17 protein-coding genes are annotated in these 17,524 nt (G+C 43.9%); all 17 read right to left on the bottom strand.

Annotated elements, in window-relative coordinates; genetic code table 11:
* Positions 1–47 precede the first annotated feature (47 nt).
* Complete coding sequence (locus tag J1C86_RS03410; protein ID WP_125405639.1) at positions 48–1,592, bottom strand: peptide chain release factor 3; 1,545 nt, start codon at positions 1,590–1,592, stop codon at positions 48–50.
* 452 nt (positions 1,593–2,044) lie between these two features.
* A complete protein-coding gene (locus tag J1C86_RS03405) occupies positions 2,045–2,731 on the bottom strand; it encodes a TIGR02206 family membrane protein (protein WP_125405636.1) in 687 nt (228 codons plus the stop codon).
* Positions 2,732–2,749: 18 nt separating this feature from the next.
* Positions 2,750–3,436: a TIGR02206 family membrane protein gene (locus J1C86_RS03400; RefSeq protein ID WP_125405633.1), complete on the bottom strand. Its 687-nt coding sequence runs from the start codon at positions 3,434–3,436 to the stop codon at positions 2,750–2,752.
* Positions 3,437–3,545: 109 nt separating this feature from the next.
* Positions 3,546–4,157, bottom strand: coding sequence for an NUDIX hydrolase N-terminal domain-containing protein (locus J1C86_RS03395; RefSeq protein WP_002932782.1), 612 nt, complete (start codon positions 4,155–4,157; stop codon positions 3,546–3,548).
* Positions 4,147–5,517 (bottom strand): UDP-N-acetylmuramoyl-tripeptide--D-alanyl-D-alanine ligase, encoded by a 1,371-nt coding sequence (locus J1C86_RS03390; protein WP_125408832.1) that lies wholly within the window; start codon positions 5,515–5,517, stop codon positions 4,147–4,149. Before J1C86_RS03390 ends, J1C86_RS03395 begins: the two co-directional genes overlap by 11 nt.
* Positions 5,518–5,592: 75 nt before the next feature.
* On the bottom strand, positions 5,593–6,639 hold the full coding sequence (locus J1C86_RS03385) for a D-alanine--D-alanine ligase (protein ID WP_023915910.1): 1,047 nt from the start codon (positions 6,637–6,639) through the stop codon (positions 5,593–5,595).
* Positions 6,640–6,857: 218 nt separating this feature from the next.
* The gene (gene recR / locus J1C86_RS03380) at positions 6,858–7,454 is read right to left on the bottom strand and encodes a recombination mediator RecR (RefSeq protein ID WP_125408831.1); all 597 of its coding nucleotides are present in this window, start codon (positions 7,452–7,454) and stop codon (positions 6,858–6,860) included.
* A gap of 103 nt (positions 7,455–7,557) precedes the next feature.
* Positions 7,558–9,624: a penicillin-binding protein PBP2B gene (gene pbp2b / locus J1C86_RS03375; RefSeq protein WP_125408830.1), complete on the bottom strand. Its 2,067-nt coding sequence runs from the start codon at positions 9,622–9,624 to the stop codon at positions 7,558–7,560.
* A gap of 209 nt (positions 9,625–9,833) precedes the next feature.
* The gene (locus J1C86_RS03370; RefSeq protein WP_002898001.1) at positions 9,834–10,526 is read right to left on the bottom strand and encodes a phosphoglycerate mutase; all 693 of its coding nucleotides are present in this window, start codon (positions 10,524–10,526) and stop codon (positions 9,834–9,836) included.
* Between the two features lie 149 nt (positions 10,527–10,675).
* The gene (locus J1C86_RS03365) at positions 10,676–11,419 is read right to left on the bottom strand and encodes a hypothetical protein (RefSeq protein ID WP_125405620.1); all 744 of its coding nucleotides are present in this window, start codon (positions 11,417–11,419) and stop codon (positions 10,676–10,678) included.
* Between the two features lie 466 nt (positions 11,420–11,885).
* Positions 11,886–12,329, bottom strand: a complete 444-nt coding sequence (locus J1C86_RS03360; RefSeq protein WP_125405617.1) for a Fur family transcriptional regulator — start codon at positions 12,327–12,329, stop codon at positions 11,886–11,888.
* A 203-nt stretch (positions 12,330–12,532) separates the two neighbouring features.
* On the bottom strand, positions 12,533–12,853 hold the full coding sequence (locus J1C86_RS03355) for a hypothetical protein (protein ID WP_002896121.1): 321 nt from the start codon (positions 12,851–12,853) through the stop codon (positions 12,533–12,535).
* A gap of 239 nt (positions 12,854–13,092) precedes the next feature.
* Entirely contained in the window at positions 13,093–13,242 is a 150-nt protein-coding gene (locus J1C86_RS03350) for a hypothetical protein (protein WP_185755732.1), read from the bottom strand.
* A 333-nt stretch (positions 13,243–13,575) separates the two neighbouring features.
* Complete coding sequence (locus tag J1C86_RS03345; RefSeq protein WP_002896125.1) at positions 13,576–13,851, bottom strand: HU family DNA-binding protein; 276 nt, start codon at positions 13,849–13,851, stop codon at positions 13,576–13,578.
* Positions 13,852–13,963: 112 nt separating this feature from the next.
* Positions 13,964–14,797, bottom strand: coding sequence for a DegV family protein (locus J1C86_RS03340; protein ID WP_125405614.1), 834 nt, complete (start codon positions 14,795–14,797; stop codon positions 13,964–13,966).
* A gap of 282 nt (positions 14,798–15,079) precedes the next feature.
* Entirely contained in the window at positions 15,080–15,808 is a 729-nt protein-coding gene (locus tag J1C86_RS03335; protein ID WP_125405611.1) for a metallophosphoesterase, read from the bottom strand.
* Between the two features lie 51 nt (positions 15,809–15,859).
* Positions 15,860–17,518 (bottom strand): DNA repair protein RecN, encoded by a 1,659-nt coding sequence (gene recN / locus J1C86_RS03330; protein ID WP_125405609.1) that lies wholly within the window; start codon positions 17,516–17,518, stop codon positions 15,860–15,862.
* Positions 17,519–17,524 lie beyond the last annotated feature (6 nt).

Below are 17,524 nucleotides of genomic sequence, written 5' to 3'. Positions count from 1 at the left end.
CTATCGCCCAACAATTAGGAACTTTAGTTCCAAATATTGGTACTGAGTTACATCTTCTCTTCCAGTTTAACATCTGGATACTTGTCCGCGAACCAGCGCAGGGCAAAGTCGTTTTCAAAGAGGAAGACTGGCTGGTCAAAGCGGTCTTTGGCCAGGATGTTACGGCTAGAAGACATACGCTCGTCCAGGTCATCTGGTGAAATCCAGCGAACAGTCTTTTTACCCATAGGATTCATGACCACTTCAGCGTTGTATTCATTTTCCATGCGGTGCTTGAAGACCTCAAACTGGAGCTGACCGACAGCGCCCAGCATGTACTCGCCTGTCTGATAGTTGGTATAAAGCTGGATGGCTCCCTCTTGCACCAGCTGCTCAATCCCCTTATGGAAGGATTTTTGCTTCATGACATTCTTGGCTGAAACCTTCATAAAGATCTCTGGAGTAAAGGTTGGTAGAGGCTCAAATTCAAACTTATTCTTGCCCACAGTCAGAGTGTCACCGACTTGATAAGTTCCTGTATCATAAACCCCGATAATATCACCGGCCACAGCATTGGTCACATTTTCCCGACTCTCAGCCATAAACTGAGTAACATTAGACAGCTTAGCGGACTTGCCAGTGCGAGGCAGATTGACACTCATACCGCGTTCAAACTCTCCTGAAACGATACGAACAAAGGCGATACGGTCGCGGTGGCGCGGGTCCATATTGGCCTGAATTTTAAAGACAAAGCCTGAAAAGTCTGGGCTGAGTGGCTCGACTACCTCGCCATCTGTCTTCTTGTGGCCATGCGGTTCCGGAGCAAACTTGAGGAAGGTTTCCAGGAAAGTCTGGACGCCAAAGTTGGTCAGGGCTGAGCCGAAGAAAACAGGTGTCAGCTTGCCAGCCAAAATCGCTTCTTCCGAGAATTCATTCCCAGCTTCGCTCAAGAGCTCAATGTCTTCCTTAACTTGCTCATAGAAAGGGTTAGAAGCAAACAGTTGATCGCCTTCTGCCAGAGTTGCAAAGCGCTCCTCGCCCTTATAAAGTTCCAGGCGCTCATTGTAGAGGTCATAAAGACCTTCAAAGCTCTTGCCCATGCCAATCGGCCAATTCATCGGGTAGCTGGCAATGCCCAAAATATCTTCTAGTTCTTCTAACAAATCCAAGGGCTCGCGACCATCACGATCCAGCTTATTCATAAAAGTGAAGACTGGAATACCACGATGCTTGACAACCTCAAAGAGCTTCTTGGTCTGAGCCTCAATCCCCTTGGCCGAGTCAATAACCATGACCGCAGCATCCACCGCCATCAAGGTCCGATAAGTATCTTCTGAGAAGTCCTCATGCCCTGGCGTATCCAGGATATTGACCCGCTTGCCATCGTAGTCAAACTGCATGACAGAGGAAGTCACTGAAATCCCCCGCTGCTTCTCAATATCCATCCAGTCAGACTTGGCAAAATTACCCGTCTTTTTCCCCTTGACTGTACCAGCCTCACGAATCTCGCCTCCGAAGTAGAGCAACTGCTCCGTAATGGTCGTCTTCCCCGCGTCCGGGTGGGAGATAATGGCAAAGGTCCGGCGTTTCTTAATTTCTTCTTGTAAAGTCATCTTCTTCTCTTTCTTTCATTTAGGATAATGGTGAATCTTAGTATTTGTTTTTTTATCTTACATCGAAGTATTGCAATCCTTTCAACCTACCTATTATAGCGGATTTAGCGCTTTTTTTCAATTATCTAAAGAAGATAAAAATCGCTCTTTCGAGCGATTCTATTCTCCTAAGTCTAAGTCAATGAAATTTCCTTTAAAATCTTACAATGACACTGTTAAAGAGGAAAATTGTAAAGATGAAGATTAAACCCAGTAAATAGAGCAGGCGTTTTTCTGATTTCCAGCTCTTCCTTTTCTTCAGCTGTCGCAGAAGTGTCTAGCTCAACCAGCTTAAACAGTCAATAGACAAACCGTCCATTTGTCACTAGAAGCAAAGCAAGTCATGATAAGGCTTCCTAATTTAAAAAACTCCTACCACATTAACCTGATAGGAGCTATAAATTTGAAGTGAATTAACTGCGGACCAGACTTAACTGCTTTTTCCACCGTTTCTTAAACAATATATCAAAGAGAACCAGAGCCAGAGAAAGGATGACTGACACAAGGAGGTACTTTATCCATAGAGGGGCATCAGGGATAAAAGGCGGACTTTTTAACAGACCGTAATTTCCTCCGGTCACTTGATTAACGCCGACTAGGAAAAGATTGAGCCCAAAGGTGTAAGCTACAATCATATATTTCTTGAGCAAGCTCTTGTCGTAGTGATTCATCAGATAAATCAAGGAATTAACCAAGAGGGCATAGTGGCCAATCAGGAAAGAGAAACTGGTAATATGCGGGAAATCATAGGGGTCAAAAACTGGATAGCCCAAGGCAAAGATCGCTCCGCTGGCTCCTAATAGAGCAAAATATTGCTTACTGCGCCATTTGTCTGGCAAAAAGACCACCGCAAACATAGCCAGGCGGCAATGATAAAAAGGTAGACTATTGGAAAAGGGAATCCTAAAACCAAAATACCAGCTATAAAGCATCAGCAGTTGAGCAATCTGAATCCACTTAAAAGCCTTGACAAAACGCGGATTATCATGGTATTTGAGCGAACTCCAAATAGACAGCAAGACCAGAGCAATCATCACAGCATACCATAAAATCGAGATGGGCGGTGCCACCGTTTTTGTCGTAGTTAAAAAATCTTTCATAAATCCTCCATGAGATGATTAGGTTAGAGTGACTGTCTTGGTCTGCTCCACGCGCTTAAAAATGTCAGAAACCAAACAGATTGCTGCACTTAAGACGATTGAGACAAGCAGATAATTGAGCAGGAGTCCGTGATTGCCAACAAGCGGCGGATCTGTGAGAAATCCATAAGAACCCTTTGTCAACATATTGATAACAAGCAAAAAAGCATTCATCAGAAAGGTCGTCCACACCACTCGCTGCCAGTTCATAGAGAAAGTATGATAATATCTGAAAAGATAAATCAAACAATTTCCCAAGAGCGCTAGATGACCGATGATAAAGGACAAAATAGTGATATGGGGAAAAGGATAAGGATCAAAAATCGGATAAATAAAGGCTACAATCGAGCCAAAAGTCCCCAAAAGAGCAAAATAGAATTTATACACTGAGCGATTAGGCAGAAACATCAAGGCAAACATAGCCATTCTGCAATGATAAAAAGGCAGACTCTCAGACAAAGGGGCAGCAGTCATCATATACCAAGAGTAGAGGCCTATCAGCTGACAAGCTTGCATCCCGACAAATAGCTGCTGGTAAGGCTTCCGATTGTAGTAGCGATAGGAAAGCCAGATAATCGCAAAGACCAGCCCCAAAAGAACAAAATACCAAAGCCCCAGTTGAGGCGGTTCGGTTTTATAGGTTGTAAACATATCTCTTATTCCCATCTCCTAGGCTCCCATTCTAATATAAGATTTGAACAAGGCTGAGTTTGCCTGTTGTTGCAATAATTTCAAGCTTTTTCAGACAAAAAGTATCCCCCAGAAACTTACTTCACTAATCCAAATACTGTTCTCTATCTCCTTGATAAATCTCCCAAAGGATTTTCAACTGTTCTTTTGTCGTCCGCTTAGAAGATAATTCTGGTAAAGATTGGATATCAAAGAAAGCTAACTCTTCTATTTCTGTATTAGGCTGAAAATCTCCATCCTCTATCTGACACTCGAAGACCAGTTTAGCATATTGCTTACTCTGAAATTGAAATTTATTAGTATCAAAAATTGCAAGCAGACGAGAAACTGAAACATTAAATCCCGTTTCTTCTTGGACTTCCTTGATGATATTTTCCTTAGGAGATAGTCCGACTTCACAAAAGCCGCCAGGTAAAGCCCAAGTTTTCTCATTTTTACCCTTGACTAAACAGACTTTTCCGTCTCGAACCAGTACAGCTCGGACATCAATCAAGGGAGTGGCATAAAAATCCGTTGGGCGCAACAACTCTGCCAATTCTTTCCCATCCAAATCTGACCAATCAGCCAGGAGGTGTCCCAAAAGCTGACGGAGTTCTAAGTAACGTTCTCGATCAAATTCATCACGACTAAATGCTAGACCTGTCTCTGTAATAGAAAGGAGACGTTGAATGGTTTTTGCAATTTCTTTAGTTTCCATCTTCCAAGTCCTCTACCAGCTTAGCCAGATTCATAGAATTGCTGCCTTTGAGAAGAATTTGGTCGGCAGGAGTCAGCTTCTCTCTGACAGCTTGTTTCAGCTGTTCAAACTGGTCTTTCTCGTCATTTTTGACAAAGTATTGCACCTTGCCTGGTGGGTAAATCTCCTTGGCATAGTCATAGAGGGCTTCCATATCCTGTCCATAGAGGAAAAGGTCGGTCACAATTTCTGGATTGAAGCTAGTAATCATAGAGCCATGCATGGACTTAGAGTCCGCTCCCAGCTCTTTCATATCCGCCAGCACTGCCAATTTTCTTCCGCCTGGATTGGCCGGAATGGTCGAGAAGGTCTCCAGAATCAAGCGCATAGCTGTTGGATTGGCATTATAGACATCCGATAGGATATCCGCGCCATTGCCAGCTTTCTTCCACTCCGTTCGATTGCGGGTCAGCTCCAGCTCAGAAAAGGCTTGAGCAATAGCCGCCTCAGATACACCCTCCTGCAGAGCCGCATAGGCTGCAATCATGGCATTGGTCGCATTGTACTTACCGGTCACAGGCAGGTCAATCCTTTGCTCTAAAAAGTTGCAGTCAAAGCTCAAACTATCCTTGCGCTCTTCCAGACGCGTCAGGAAGATATCCGCATCAGGACCAAAGCGAACTAGTTTGCAGTCTGCTGGCAAAAATTCATTGACAATCTTATCCGCCGGAACGATCAAGAGACCATCTTTTCTCAAGCCGTCCGCAATCTGCATCTTGCCTTGGGCAATCTCAGCTCGGCTGCCGAAAAATTCCAGATGGGCTTCTCCGACCAGAGTTACAATGCCTGTCTTAGGTTTGGCAAGTTCAGACAGGAGATGGATATCGCCCAAGTGGTCCTGCCCCATTTCTAAGACGAGTTTCTCTGTATCCTCAGGCATGTGAAGAACCGTATAGGGCAGGCCGATTTCGTTATTGTAATTGCCTTGTGTCTTATAGGTCTTGTAGCTGGTTGCTAGTAGCTGGGCCAACATATCCTTGGTCGTCGTTTTACCGTTGGAACCTGTCACCGCCAGCACATCCACCTGCATCTTTTCCAGATAATATTTGGCCAAGCGCTGGAAGGCCGTCAGGACATCATCGACCAAGATATAAGCTCCCTCTGCCACTGGACGCTCAGATAGGGTGGCAGCAGCTCCCTGAGTAAAGGCTGTCGCAATAAAGTCATGGCCATCACGCGCTCCCTTAAGCGGCACAAAAAGGCCACCCGGCTCAATCAAGCGGCTGTCAAACTCAGCATTTCTAAGAGGGACGTTTTCAAACTGAGTCACATCATTTTTCGCAGATAGGACTTCTGCGATTTCATATAAATATAATTTCATACTTCTTCCTCGTTTTTCGGTTTGCTCGCAAAAAGAAAGGACCGAAAATTTTCAGCCCCTCTATTATATCATATTTTAGAGAAGATGCGCCTCTCTCTTAGCAAATGCCTCTTCAGCTAGGCCAACTAGTTTCTCAATCAAGTCAGGATAGGCCAGCCCCATATTTTCCCAGAGCAATGGATACATAGACCACTGGGTAAAACCTGGCATGGTATTGAGCTCATTAAGGAAGACCTGACCATCTTCTACATAGAAGAAATCACAGCGGGACAGTCCTAGACCGCCCAGAGCTCGGAAAGCTGCTTCTGCATTTTGACGCATCAGACTCACCACTTCGTCTGGAATCTTGGCCGGAATATCCATAGTAATTTTATTATCAATGTATTTGGCTTCGTAGTCATAGAATGCTACATCCTTGACCACTTCTCCAGGCAGGGTACTCTTGACATCAACATTGCCCAGAAGCCCAACCTCAATCTCGCGAGCCGTCACTCCTTGCTCGACCAGTACCCGGCTGTCGTATTTGAAAGCCAGGTCCAGAGAAGCACGCAGTTCTGCTTGGTTCTCCGATTTAGAAATGCCTACACTGGAGCCCATATTGGAAGGTTTGGTGAAGACTGGATAGGTCAATTTCTCCTCGATTTCCTGGATTTTTTGCTCTAGATTCTCGCCATCGACCAGCGCCACATAAGGCACTTGGGCAATGCCTGCCGATTCCAGCACTCGCTTGGTCGTAATTTTATCCATAGCCAGGCCAGAAGATAAAATATTACAGCCGACATAAGGCATTTTGAGCACTTCTAGGAAGCCTTGAATAGAACCATCTTCGCCCATGGGACCATGCAGGACCGGAAAGACCACTGCTCCATCTTCGTAAATATCGCTGGGCTTGATCTTCTGAGATATATCAACTGTGGCATTGGTCATCAACTTCTCATCAGCCGCTGGCTTTGCTTCAAATTCCTGTGTTTGGATAAAATCTCCATCCTTGGTGATGAAGTAAGTCTTCACCGAGAATCTATCATAATTGACAGCCCGCATGACGCTCTCAGCTGATAAAACCGAAACTTCCCGCTCTGCACTGCGTCCGCCATACAATAAAATCAATCTTTGTTTTGCCATGATTTTTCCTATCATTTTCTAAAAATAGTACAATTTACAAAAGCTGCCAGCTCGAAATAAAACAACCTAAAAAGCTTGGTTTTGCATCTACCTAGCTAGTCGATTCTTCTAAGCAGGAGCTTCTGTATCAGTCCGTTTTAGTATATCACAATTCCCAGCATTTTTGAACAGAAAAAAGGACTCTTCCAACCAGCTAGAGCCAGAAAAATCCTTGATGTTTACAATTCCGTTCGATTTTCGATAGCGCGAATCAGTGTAACCTCATCCGCATACTCAATGTCGGAGCCAACTGCTAAACCACGCGCTAGGCGAGTCACCTTAATCCCAGCCGGTTTCAAGACCCGTGAGATATACATGGAAGTCGCTTCGCCATCCGCAGTCGCATTGGTCGCGACGATGACTTCCGTTACCTCACTATCCATCAGACGAGTGATTAGACTTTTGAGATTGATATCGTCCGGTCCAACGCCGTTCATAGGCGAAATCAAACCATGCAAGACATGATAAAGTCCGTGGTATTCCTGAATATTTTCCATGGCTGACACATCCCGGCTGTCCTCAACGATCAAAATAGTCGATTGATCGCGTGACTTGTCTTGACAGATAGCACAAGGGTCTTCGTCCGTCAAATTGCCGCAGACAGAGCAGTAGCTCAGCTCACGCTTAGCAGCCAGTAGATTCTTGGCAAATTCATTGACATCGTCATCACTCATGCCAATAGTGTAAAAAGCCAGTCTAGTGGCTGTTTTGACGCCAATGCCGGGCAGCTTTGAAAAACTGTCAATCAGCTTGGCAATAGGGGTTGGGTAAAGCATAAAATCCTTTCTCTATTCTCAAAAAATCTCCTCAAACCAGATTGCTCAACTTGAGCACTGACTGCATTAGCTTTCTATGTTTGCTGATGATTTTCATTGAGCACTAATTCATAGGGTGTTGTTGATTGTATAGATTGATAATATCACGAGTGATACTGTGGCTGACAGTAGAAGATAGGTCCGTATTGTGAGGGAACACCACCGCCACCGCAATCTGCGGTTTCTCACTTGGTGCATAGGACACGACATTTGTATTGATGGCTTCTTTCTTGCCCTTGTCCACAAAGGTCTCAGCCGTACCAGTCTTGGCACTGATTGGCACGCTCTCTCCCTGGGAAATGGTTCGACCAGTCGTAAAGCCACTGCTGCCATGAACCACTTGATAGAAGCCTTGCTTGATAATGCTCATATCCTCGTCAGAGATATTAACCTGGTTCAGCTCCTTGGTGTCAATTTTCTGCACCAAATCACCGAGTCCTCCTTGGTCACTGTTGCCGTAAATGCCTTCAACGATATGCGGAGCCACACGCTTACCATTATTAGCTACTGTTGAGGCATACTGAGCCAGCTGAAGCGTCGTATAGTTGTCAAACTGGCCGAACGAATTGGTCAGATAGTTAGCAAAGGTAAACTTGTCTGGAAGATATCCTGTGGACTCATTTGGCAAATCAATCCCTGTCGAAGTGCCTAGACCATATTCTGCAAAGGTCGACCGCAGCTTTTTCATGGATGGATCCAGCTCATCAAAATCCAGCTTCATATCCGCTGAGTAAGGCGTCCCCATCATCTTCAGCGCTACCTGCACCATATAGGTATTGGAAGAGTATTCCAAGGCCTCTTGGGCTGTGATAGCACGTGAACCATACTGGGTGAACCAAGAAGTGATACTGTCCGTACCGCCAAAGCTAATTGGCTGGTCTATCAGGACTTGGTTGCCGCTAATGGCGTTATTCTCCCAGCCCGAGGTCAATGTTGCAGCCTTGACCACAGATCCCGGAACAAAGACATTGGTCATGGTTCCCAGAGCATCGACAGAGTTTTCTCCCGTTTCCAGATTGTGACGGATGCCTGCCATAGCCAAGACAGCGCCAGTATTGGGATCCATAGCTACGGCATAGACACCCTCAGAGTAGGTCGCATTGCCACTAGCCAACTCTGCATTAAAGGCATTTTTGAGAATGTCCTCTACTCCCTGCTGGAAGCTCAAATCCACCGTCAGCTTGAGATTGTCGCCCTTGCTGCCGTCAGAGATATTTTCCACACTCTCCATATTACCATTTTTATCTAGATGAATCTCCTTCTCAGCTCGCTTGCCTTGAAGGACTGACTCATACTGCTTTTCCAGATAGGAGGTCCCCACCCGGTCATTGAGGGAGTAGCCTTTTTTCAGGTAATCATCCACTTCCTCAGCCGGAAGTCCAGTCTTTTCCGTCGAGATATTACCTACGATAGAAGCCAGCGAAGTATCCAAGACCTTGCGGTCCCAGCCCGTTGAAACACTGATACCCGGCAGCTCTTTGCTACTAGAAGCCAATACAGCCACCTGCTCTGTTGTTAGCGCATCTGTCTGGATAGTCCCCGTCGCAAAGTTGGAAATTGCATTCATCTGACTAAAGAGAACAATGGCCTTCTTTTCCTCATCCGTATAGCCCAGCTGCTTAGGGTCAATGCTTTCAGCTGCCGCCTTATAGATTTTGGACTCAGGCAGGCGGTTACCATCTGTATCAAATTTCTTGTCCTTGGGTAGCTTTTCCACTACTTCCTGATAGACTGCGCTGTCCGCCAAATAATAATCCACCTCTTGGCGTTCTGTCACCTCTGTATCGCTGACACTGATATAGCCCAGGAGCTTTTGAGCTGTCGCCCGAATCTCCCCAGCCGTCAGGCGATTATCTCGCGTATAGGTCACCACCTGCTTGGTCGTATTTTCCACCAAAGGCTTGCCAGTAGCATCATAAATCTGCCCACGTACTGAGCTAGTGGTAATCTTGGTCTTGCTGGCCTTGGCCAACTTATCCGTATAAAAGTCCTGATTGACCACCTGCATATAGCCTAGACGGGCAATCAAGGCTAAAAACAAAAACATCACGATTCCAAACAGCAGATAAAGCCTTCTGGTGATGGAATGACTGTCAAATTTTCTCTTCTTCCTTGCCATTTTCTCTCTCATTCTATTAAAAGTTCTGACCTTTATTTTACCATAAATCCAGCTCGATGAATGTTTCAAAACTGATAGAAAATCTGAAAATATGGACGAGTTAAGAGGAATTCCGCTAAACCTCGGAACAGAAAATACTTGCTAGCCAAGCTTACAGAAGGTCTTATCCTTCCTCTCTGGAAAAGCAAAGAACCTGAGAATAATCTCAGATTCCTTTAAACTTATTTTCCAAGGTAGTATTCTTTTACTACGTTCAATTTTTCGTCAAATTCGAATACCAATGGTGGGAAGTTTGGAATTTCCACGTCCATGATTTCATCGTCAGACAATTGTTTGATGTGCTTCACAAGAGCACGGATTGAGTTACCGTGTGCACCTACAAAGACATTTTTCCCATCTTTCAAAGCTGGAGCAATCTTGTCTTCCCAGAATGGAAGGGCACGCTCAAGTGTAACTTTCAAGTTTTCAGCATCTGGAATAACTGAGTCGTCAAGTGAAGCATAACGACGGTCAGTGTGTGCTGAGTGCTCATCATCGCGATCCATGTTTGGAGGCAATACATCGTATGAACGACGCCAGATATGCACTTGCTCATCACCAAATTGCTCAGCTGCTTCTGCCTTGTTTTTACCAGTCAGTCCGCCATAGTGACGCTCGTTCAAACGCCATGATTTTTCAACTGGTACCCAAAGCTGATCAGCCGCTTCCAAAGCAAGGTTAGTTGTCTTAATCGCACGCTTCAATACTGAAGTGTAAGCTTGGTCAAACTCGATACCAGCTTCTTTAATCAGTTTACCAGCGTCGATTGCTTGCTGTGTACCTTTTTCAGACAAGTCAACATCAGCCCAACCAGTGAAAAGGTTCGCTTTGTTCCATTCAGACTCACCGTGGCGAGCAAAAACTAATTTTACCATTAGATGGATTCTCCTTTTATTTTCCGAGGCAGTCCCCGTTTATTTATTCTATTTTACAAAATTTTCGCCTAAAAAGCTAGCCTATTTCGTCAAATCAGACCATTTTCAGCAAGAAAGCGCTTTTGTATTTCCTAGCAGAAACCTTTGCCTTAACACCCACCAGACAGATAAACCTCATTAGCTTCCTTGAGCCACCAAGTCCGCCGCCTGTCTATCAACTGATAAATAAGCAGCAAGCCAGATACAATCCAGATAGAGAGCATATTGACAAAAATGAAAAGCTCTACCCCCCTGACGTGCTGATCCGAAGTTAGGTAATCATACTTTGATATGTAATTATCTCCAATCACCTTGTAGACACCTGGCATTACTTGATTAATCCCAGCAAATACTGCCAAGAAAAAAGCTAGCTGCACAGGTAAGGAATAGATGATTTTATGAAAACGAACGAAGCCCAAAGAAAAGCTAGTGAAACGCCTAGAACGCTCTCCAATAAAAAAGAAGATAAAAAGAGGAAGATAAGCAATGTAGGTAAAGTCAGATACTAGCGGTGTATGAGGTGTAATAGGAAAAAAGTCTCTAAAACCATAGTCTCCATTCCTCAAAAGCCAATTACTAAAATCTATTGGAAAGCTATAAGATATAAATGCAATTAGAGTGATTATAATAAGTTTCCATTTCATAATCCAGAGTCGCTTCACTTTTTGGTAAATCAGATAAAGACGTGAGAGATCCACACTGTTTTGAGGAAGATTTTTCTTTATTAGCTTGCCGCAGGAAGGACAAATGGGATAGCCAGCTTCCTCTTCAAAGAGAAGATGACGGCATTCCAAAAGAGGCGATTCATCACTATCAGACAACTCATCCAGCCATTTCTTTCTCCACCAGAACATAAGACCTCCTAAAAATCTAATCTCCCCACAAAGTAATACCCCTTAAAGATTTCGATACTACAAACCTATGACGAATTTACCTATATTGTAAATCCTTCAGAACTCTTTGAATCTCTTTGTACAAGGCTTTATTCTGCTTTCATTATATCAAAAGAGAATTCACCTGTAAAATAATAGCATAAGTATATAAGGGGTTATCCTTAAAATATCTGATCTTGCTAAGTGCTGTACTTGACTAGGTACCAACGTCTCTAAGCTCAGATGATATCCTGCGAACATGCCTTGCTAAAACACATAGAAAAAGGCTAAGAGACATAAGGTCTAGCCTTGCTTTTTATTAGAAATAGAATCTTGACGCAATAGCCGATTGTCAAATTGCTGCTTTGAAGTTGCAGATAGAATTTGCGAAGCGAGTCACAACTTTGTTCGTCTTTAGGCTCCAAAAAGCTCCTAATCATCCTCGCAGTCACACCGCTTCTTGCTGGCATTGGGGGCATAGGCCATAGACAATCGTCTGGCTTTGGGTGATGTGGTAGCCAGTCTGCACTTCAGCCTCATGCTTCACATCCGGAAGTTCCAGCTCCATATCAGCAATACGGCCGCATTTTTCACAGATAACATTGAGATGCTGATGACCCATAAAGTCAAAGTAGGTCGTCGTATCATTGCGAATCTTGAGCTCAGCGACAAAACCCTCATCAATCAGAACCTTGAGATTATTATAGACTGTTGCCAGACTCATATTAGGAAAATTGGGCTTCAAGTCCTGATATATCATTTCAGCGCTAGGATGGTCGTGGCTTTGGATAATATAGTCAATTACCGCCTTCCGTGTTTCTGTAATACGCACGCCCTTGGCGCGCAAATGGCCAATTACTTGGTCAAAGTCATGCTGATGTTCTTGTTTCATTATTTACTCCGTTATAGCCTCTCATCTAAGTCATTACCATTATACCATGACTAGGCTTACTTGGCTATTAAGAATGATTGTAAATAAGCTAAAAAGAAAAAAGCAGGACAGAACTAACCAAAGTTCATCATCTTGCTTCTGCATGATTGCTTATCCATTTAAGGCAATGCAAGCTTTAAACTAGTATTTTTTCAATCCTTGCTCTATGCTTGGAATCTCTTCAAGCTTGCTAAATAAAGGGAACCGCCTATGATAGAAAGAATAGCACCAATCCAGCCCAAGAAGTCATTAAAGGTAAAAATTCCACCTACAATCATCAAGATAGAGCCTGCTGGTCCCACACGATTGTCATCCTTATAGTAGACAATACCAGCAATCCCCAAAGCTAGGATTGCAATTTTCAGGATGTCAAACACACCTAGCATAAAATAAATAACCCAAATGAAGAAAGGCCACAAAAGTAGAATAATACCACCGATAAGTCCAACAAGTCCATTTACGAGTGCTAATGTTTTTGTCTTCATCAACAGTCTCCTTTATATAATTTTTTACTAAAATAGTTTACCACACTTGCTAGAAAAATACAAGCTTATTTTTAATTTTATGAAAAATTCAAGCATTTGACTGCTTATAATGCTTATCTTTCCTTGAAAAATAAAAAGCCTGCTATTCTCAACAAAAGTTGAGATAACAGACTTCTCATATATTCTAGATTTTCAAAGCTTTTTACTGAAGCTTAAGTCTTAGTCGCGCTGACATTTGCTCAAACCAACTGCTCCTCCAAAGCAGTCAATGTCTGCATGGGTAATAGAAAGATTGAAAAAAGCACGACAAACAATCCCTTCAGCAGGCGAAACTTGCTGCCAAAAGGATTAACAGGACGCAGTGAGTCCTGAAGTGGTTTCCATTTCATTTCTTACCTCCTAAACTTTTTCAATGATCTCGCAATCATTACACAAAAAGAAATGTTCCCTTCATTTTAGCATAAAGACCTATGATTTAAAAGTGCTTTTACTAAAATTTTCAACTTTTTATTTTAAGTCTTTAAAAATGTTTGTCCTTTATCATTCTCTTTTGATTAGGGACAATTTCCTTCACTTTTTTTGCAAAATAAAAACTTCAAGAAAGTTCATCAAGCAACTTTCTCGAAGCCACTAAATCTTTTATTAAGCTCCAGAATTGAGAGCAAAAAGAAAAACCTGACATACTCGCCAGAGGCAAGTGTATCAGGCTTTATTAACCAAAATTATTTTACAGCGTCTTTAAGAGCTTTACCTGCTTTGAAAGCTGGTACTTTAGAAGCTGCGATTTTGATTTCTTTACCAGTTTGTGGGTTGCGGCCTTTACGTGCTGCACGCTCACGAACTTCAAAGTTACCAAAACCGATAAGTTGAACTTTTTCACCTTTTGAAAGGTACTCAGTTACAGCTGCGAATACAGCATCAACTGCTGCTGCTGAATCTTTTTTAGTCAATTCTGTAGCTTCTGCTACTTTTGCGATCAAATCTTGTTTGTTAGCCATTTAACAAATCCTCCAAATTTTTTCTGGGTTAATAACCCTAACAAATATTATCATATCTAAAAAAAGCATTCAGGTCAAGTACTAAACCGTTATTTTCTAAATTATTATGGTTTTATTCGTAACGAATCAACACAGCCCAAGCATTTTCCCCAGTATGCGTCTGAATAATAGACCCTGTTTCCAGCACTGAAATAGGTTTCTTGACATACGGCTGTAAACTTTCCTTCATTTCCTGGGCCAATTCTGGACTGCCTGCATAGGAAATTCCAATTTCAGCCACTTGCTTATTTTGCAGACTTGCTGTCAAATCATCCAACCATTTCTTAAAGGTCTTAGCGCCCCTCCCCTTGACAATGGGCTCTAGCTGATGGTCCTTCATTTGCATGATAACCCGGATATTAAGCAAGGAGCTAATCAGACCGGAAACTCGGCCTATGCGGCCTCCTTTAACCAGATTTTCTAAGGTAGAGAGACCGATATAGAGCTCTGTCTTTTCCTTCACTTCCTCGATTTTGGCTAGAATCTCCTCCAGGCTAGCTCCTTCTTTGGCCATTTTAGCTGCCTCAGTGATCTGGAACTTCATAGCCTGATCAGTAAAAGAGCTGTCAACAACCGTCACATCAGCATTAGCCAAAGTCGCTCCTTGACGGGCTGCTTCGACAGTTCCTGACAAGGCATGAGACATGTGAATGGAGATAATCTGTGCTCCATCCTCTGCCAAGCGCTCAAAAACATCAGCAAAGACTCCGACAGGCGGCTGGCTGGTTTTAGGAAGATTGCGACTAGACTGCATAAGACGAAGAAACTCACCTTCCGCTAGGTCTGCATCCGAATAGACCACCCCGTCCACCATAACAGAGAGAGGTACAATTGTAATGTCTAATTCCTTAGCAACCTCCGGTTCAATGGTTACGGATGAGTCTGTTACGATTTTTATTTTTGTCATAGATTTCCTACTCTGTATCTAAAATTTAACTTGTTATTACACTACATTATACCAAATTTTTATGGTTTTGTGGGGGAATATTCGCTAAAATCACAGCTCAGTCCAAGCGTTTCCTAAATTTAATCTGCTTGTTTTATTTTTTTAATCTTTTTGCGCTTCTTTAAAATTAGATGAAAAAGTGTTTACATGCAGCTTTTTTAGCTTTGTTGGGGAAAATTTTGGGAAAAAGCTGGTTTTCAGAGAGAAACTCAGCAAAAAAAGATTGGATTTTCCCAATCTTTTTCAGTCTTCGGCTACCAAACCCTCATTTTTTATGGCATACCGCTCTATGATGCCATTATGACCGAAGAGAACTCCGTGGAGTACTCCGCCATAGACAGCTCCGCCATCCATGCCAATCTTGCCATCCTCAGTCATCCATAGCTGATCAGTTCCCGGTGCCTTATGCAAGAGGTAAAATGTTGGTGTATGGCCAAAGACAATCCTTTTGCCAGTCTGATTGCTGCCTTCGTGAAAAGGCGCGCGAATCCAAACTTTTTGATAATCACTGGTTTCTCGCCAGTCTTTCAGCTCCAAATCTAGACCAGCATGAACAAAAATGTACTGTTCCGTCTCCAATAGGAAAGGCATCTGGCGAATAAAATCTACTAAATCGGCCGCCGCCGTCTTGACACCTTCCGCGTCTGCTAGTCCATCTACAGGAGCATTGAGAGGTCGGCCTAAAAGCGAATTAATCGTCGTATCTCCGCCATTGCGTCGGTAGTGGTCATAAGACTTTTCAGAATTGTCCAGCCAGGTCAGAAACATATACTCATGATTGCCAGAAAGGCAGATAGCTCCTTTCTGATCCACTAAATCCTTGACCCGCTTCAAAACCGCTCGGCTGTCCTCGCCACGATCTATCAAGTCTCCTAGAAAGACTAGTTGGCTACGACCGTCCCAGTGCTGGAGCAGCTCATCTAGCATACTAGCCTTACCATGGACATCACCGATTGCAAAATATTCTGTCATATGCGCCCCTCCTAAAGGAGACCGAAACACTAGTGTCTCAGCCTCGCTTGTTTATTTTTTTAATAACTCTCTAGCCTGAGTCAAAGCAGCCTCCGTCACATCTTCTCCAGCCAGCATCTTAGCGACTTCCTGAACACGCTCGTCAGCCGTCAGCAGGCGAACCGTTGAGACAGTCGAATTCTCATCCGAAATCTTCTCAATAAAGAACTGATAATCGGCAATCGCAATGACCTGCGGCAGATGGGAAATAGCCAAGACTTGGCCGTTGGAGCCAATCTTGTGAATCTTCTGAGCAATAGCCTGGGCCACTCGGCCAGAAACGCCCGTATCCACTTCGTCAAAGACAATGCTGGTCTTGCCTTCCTTACGAGAAAAGGCAGACTTGATAGCCAACATGAGACGGGAGAGCTCGCCGCCAGACGCAACCTTCACCAAAGGTTTGAAATCCTCACCCGGATTGGCTGAGATGTAGAATTCTACTTGTTCATTGCCTTCACGGTTGAACTTGCCCTTACTGAACTGCACTTTAAAGCGCGCCTTTTCCATGTAGAGGTCCTGCAGCTCTTGCTTGATTTCCGCTTCCAGCTGGGCTGCTAGGCCGTGACGAGCCTGACTCAGCTCCTGAGCCAGCTCTACCAGCTCTCTCTCCAAGGCCTTCAGCTCTCGGTCCATATCCTCCGAGGACAAGTTACTTCCAGTTAAAAGGCTGTATTCTTTGGAAATCTGAGCAAAGTAATCCAGCACATCATCTACTTGTCCGCCGTATTTACGCGTGATGCTGTTAATCAAGTCTAGGCGACTCTCCACCTGCAGCAGCCGATCTCCGTCAAAGTCCAGTCCATCTAAAATATCCTCTAGGCGCTTGCTGACATCTTCTAAGACATAATAAGTCTCTGACAAGCTGCCGGAAAGCTCCTTGTAGGCTGGATCGTAATCCTCGATAGACTCAAGGTCATTCATAGCTGAGCGGACATTAGTCAGACTGGAAAAATCTTCATTATCCAGCATAGTATAGGCGTTCATCAGCGTATCGGCAATAAGCTTGTGGTTGAGCAAACGGTCTCGCTCCTGGTGCAGGGCAGTATCTTCACCGCTTTTGAGGGCGGCACTTTCAATCTCCGCCATCTGAAACTCCAGCATCTCAATCCTGGACTTATGCTCCTGCTGATTTTTCTGCAAAGTCAGGACTTGCTTACGCAGGCTTCGATAGCGGTCAAAGGTTTCCTGATAGCGACCTTTGAGATGCAAAAAGTCTGCTGTTCCAAACTCATCTAGCATGGCAATATGAAGCTGGGGTCTCATCAGTTCTTCCTGATCATGCTGACCATGGATATCCACTAAGTGCTGGCCAACAGCCTTTAGAACAGACAGATTAACCATCTGGCCATTGATACGGCTGACACTGCGGCCATTTTGCAGAATTTCCCGACGGATAATCAGCTCGTCGGTCAACTCCCAGCCCTGCTCCTCAAAAATCTCTCGCAAAGCTCTGCTATTTTCCAGCGAAAAAAGTCCCTCTATCTCGGCTTTGGGTGCCCCATGACGAATAACATCCGTCGTAGCACGGCTGCCCAGCATCATGTTCATCGCATCAATAATAATAGACTTGCCGGCTCCGGTTTCCCCGGTCAAAACCGTCATTCCTTGCTCAAAATTAAGGGATATCTCCTCAATAATGGCAAAATTTTTAATCGAAATTTCTAATAACATAGGCTT

The organism is Streptococcus sanguinis, assembly GCF_050220005.1.
GTDB classification, from domain to species: Bacteria; Bacillota; Bacilli; order Lactobacillales; family Streptococcaceae; genus Streptococcus; species Streptococcus sanguinis_Z.
This window is presented reverse-complemented; position numbering and strand designations above follow the sequence as displayed.

Bases quoted from the DNA above. Each gene is read 5' to 3' on its own strand.
- J1C86_RS03410 (WP_125405639.1), bottom strand. From the start codon at position 1,592: ATGACTTTACAAGAAGAAATTAAGAAACGCCGGACCTTTGCCATTATC.
- J1C86_RS03405 (WP_125405636.1), bottom strand. From the start codon at position 2,731: ATGAAAGATTTTTTAACTACGACAAAAACGGTGGCACCGCCCATCTCG.
- J1C86_RS03400 (WP_125405633.1), bottom strand. From the start codon at position 3,436: ATGGGAATAAGAGATATGTTTACAACCTATAAAACCGAACCGCCTCAA.
- J1C86_RS03395 (WP_002932782.1), bottom strand. From the start codon at position 4,157: ATGGAAACTAAAGAAATTGCAAAAACCATTCAACGTCTCCTTTCTATT.
- J1C86_RS03390 (WP_125408832.1), bottom strand. From the start codon at position 5,517: ATGAAATTATATTTATATGAAATCGCAGAAGTCCTATCTGCGAAAAAT.
- J1C86_RS03385 (WP_023915910.1), bottom strand. From the start codon at position 6,639: ATGGCAAAACAAAGATTGATTTTATTGTATGGCGGACGCAGTGCAGAG.
- recR (WP_125408831.1), bottom strand. From the start codon at position 7,454: ATGCTTTACCCAACCCCTATTGCCAAGCTGATTGACAGTTTTTCAAAG.
- pbp2b (WP_125408830.1), bottom strand. From the start codon at position 9,624: ATGAGAGAGAAAATGGCAAGGAAGAAGAGAAAATTTGACAGTCATTCC.
- J1C86_RS03370 (WP_002898001.1), bottom strand. From the start codon at position 10,526: ATGGTAAAATTAGTTTTTGCTCGCCACGGTGAGTCTGAATGGAACAAA.
- J1C86_RS03365 (WP_125405620.1), bottom strand. From the start codon at position 11,419: ATGTTCTGGTGGAGAAAGAAATGGCTGGATGAGTTGTCTGATAGTGAT.
- J1C86_RS03360 (WP_125405617.1), bottom strand. From the start codon at position 12,329: ATGAAACAAGAACATCAGCATGACTTTGACCAAGTAATTGGCCATTTG.
- J1C86_RS03355 (WP_002896121.1), bottom strand. From the start codon at position 12,853: ATGAAGACAAAAACATTAGCACTCGTAAATGGACTTGTTGGACTTATC.
- J1C86_RS03350 (WP_185755732.1), bottom strand. From the start codon at position 13,242: ATGAAATGGAAACCACTTCAGGACTCACTGCGTCCTGTTAATCCTTTT.
- J1C86_RS03345 (WP_002896125.1), bottom strand. From the start codon at position 13,851: ATGGCTAACAAACAAGATTTGATCGCAAAAGTAGCAGAAGCTACAGAA.
- J1C86_RS03340 (WP_125405614.1), bottom strand. From the start codon at position 14,797: ATGACAAAAATAAAAATCGTAACAGACTCATCCGTAACCATTGAACCG.
- J1C86_RS03335 (WP_125405611.1), bottom strand. From the start codon at position 15,808: ATGACAGAATATTTTGCAATCGGTGATGTCCATGGTAAGGCTAGTATG.
- recN (WP_125405609.1), bottom strand. From the start codon at position 17,518: ATGTTATTAGAAATTTCGATTAAAAATTTTGCCATTATTGAGGAGATA.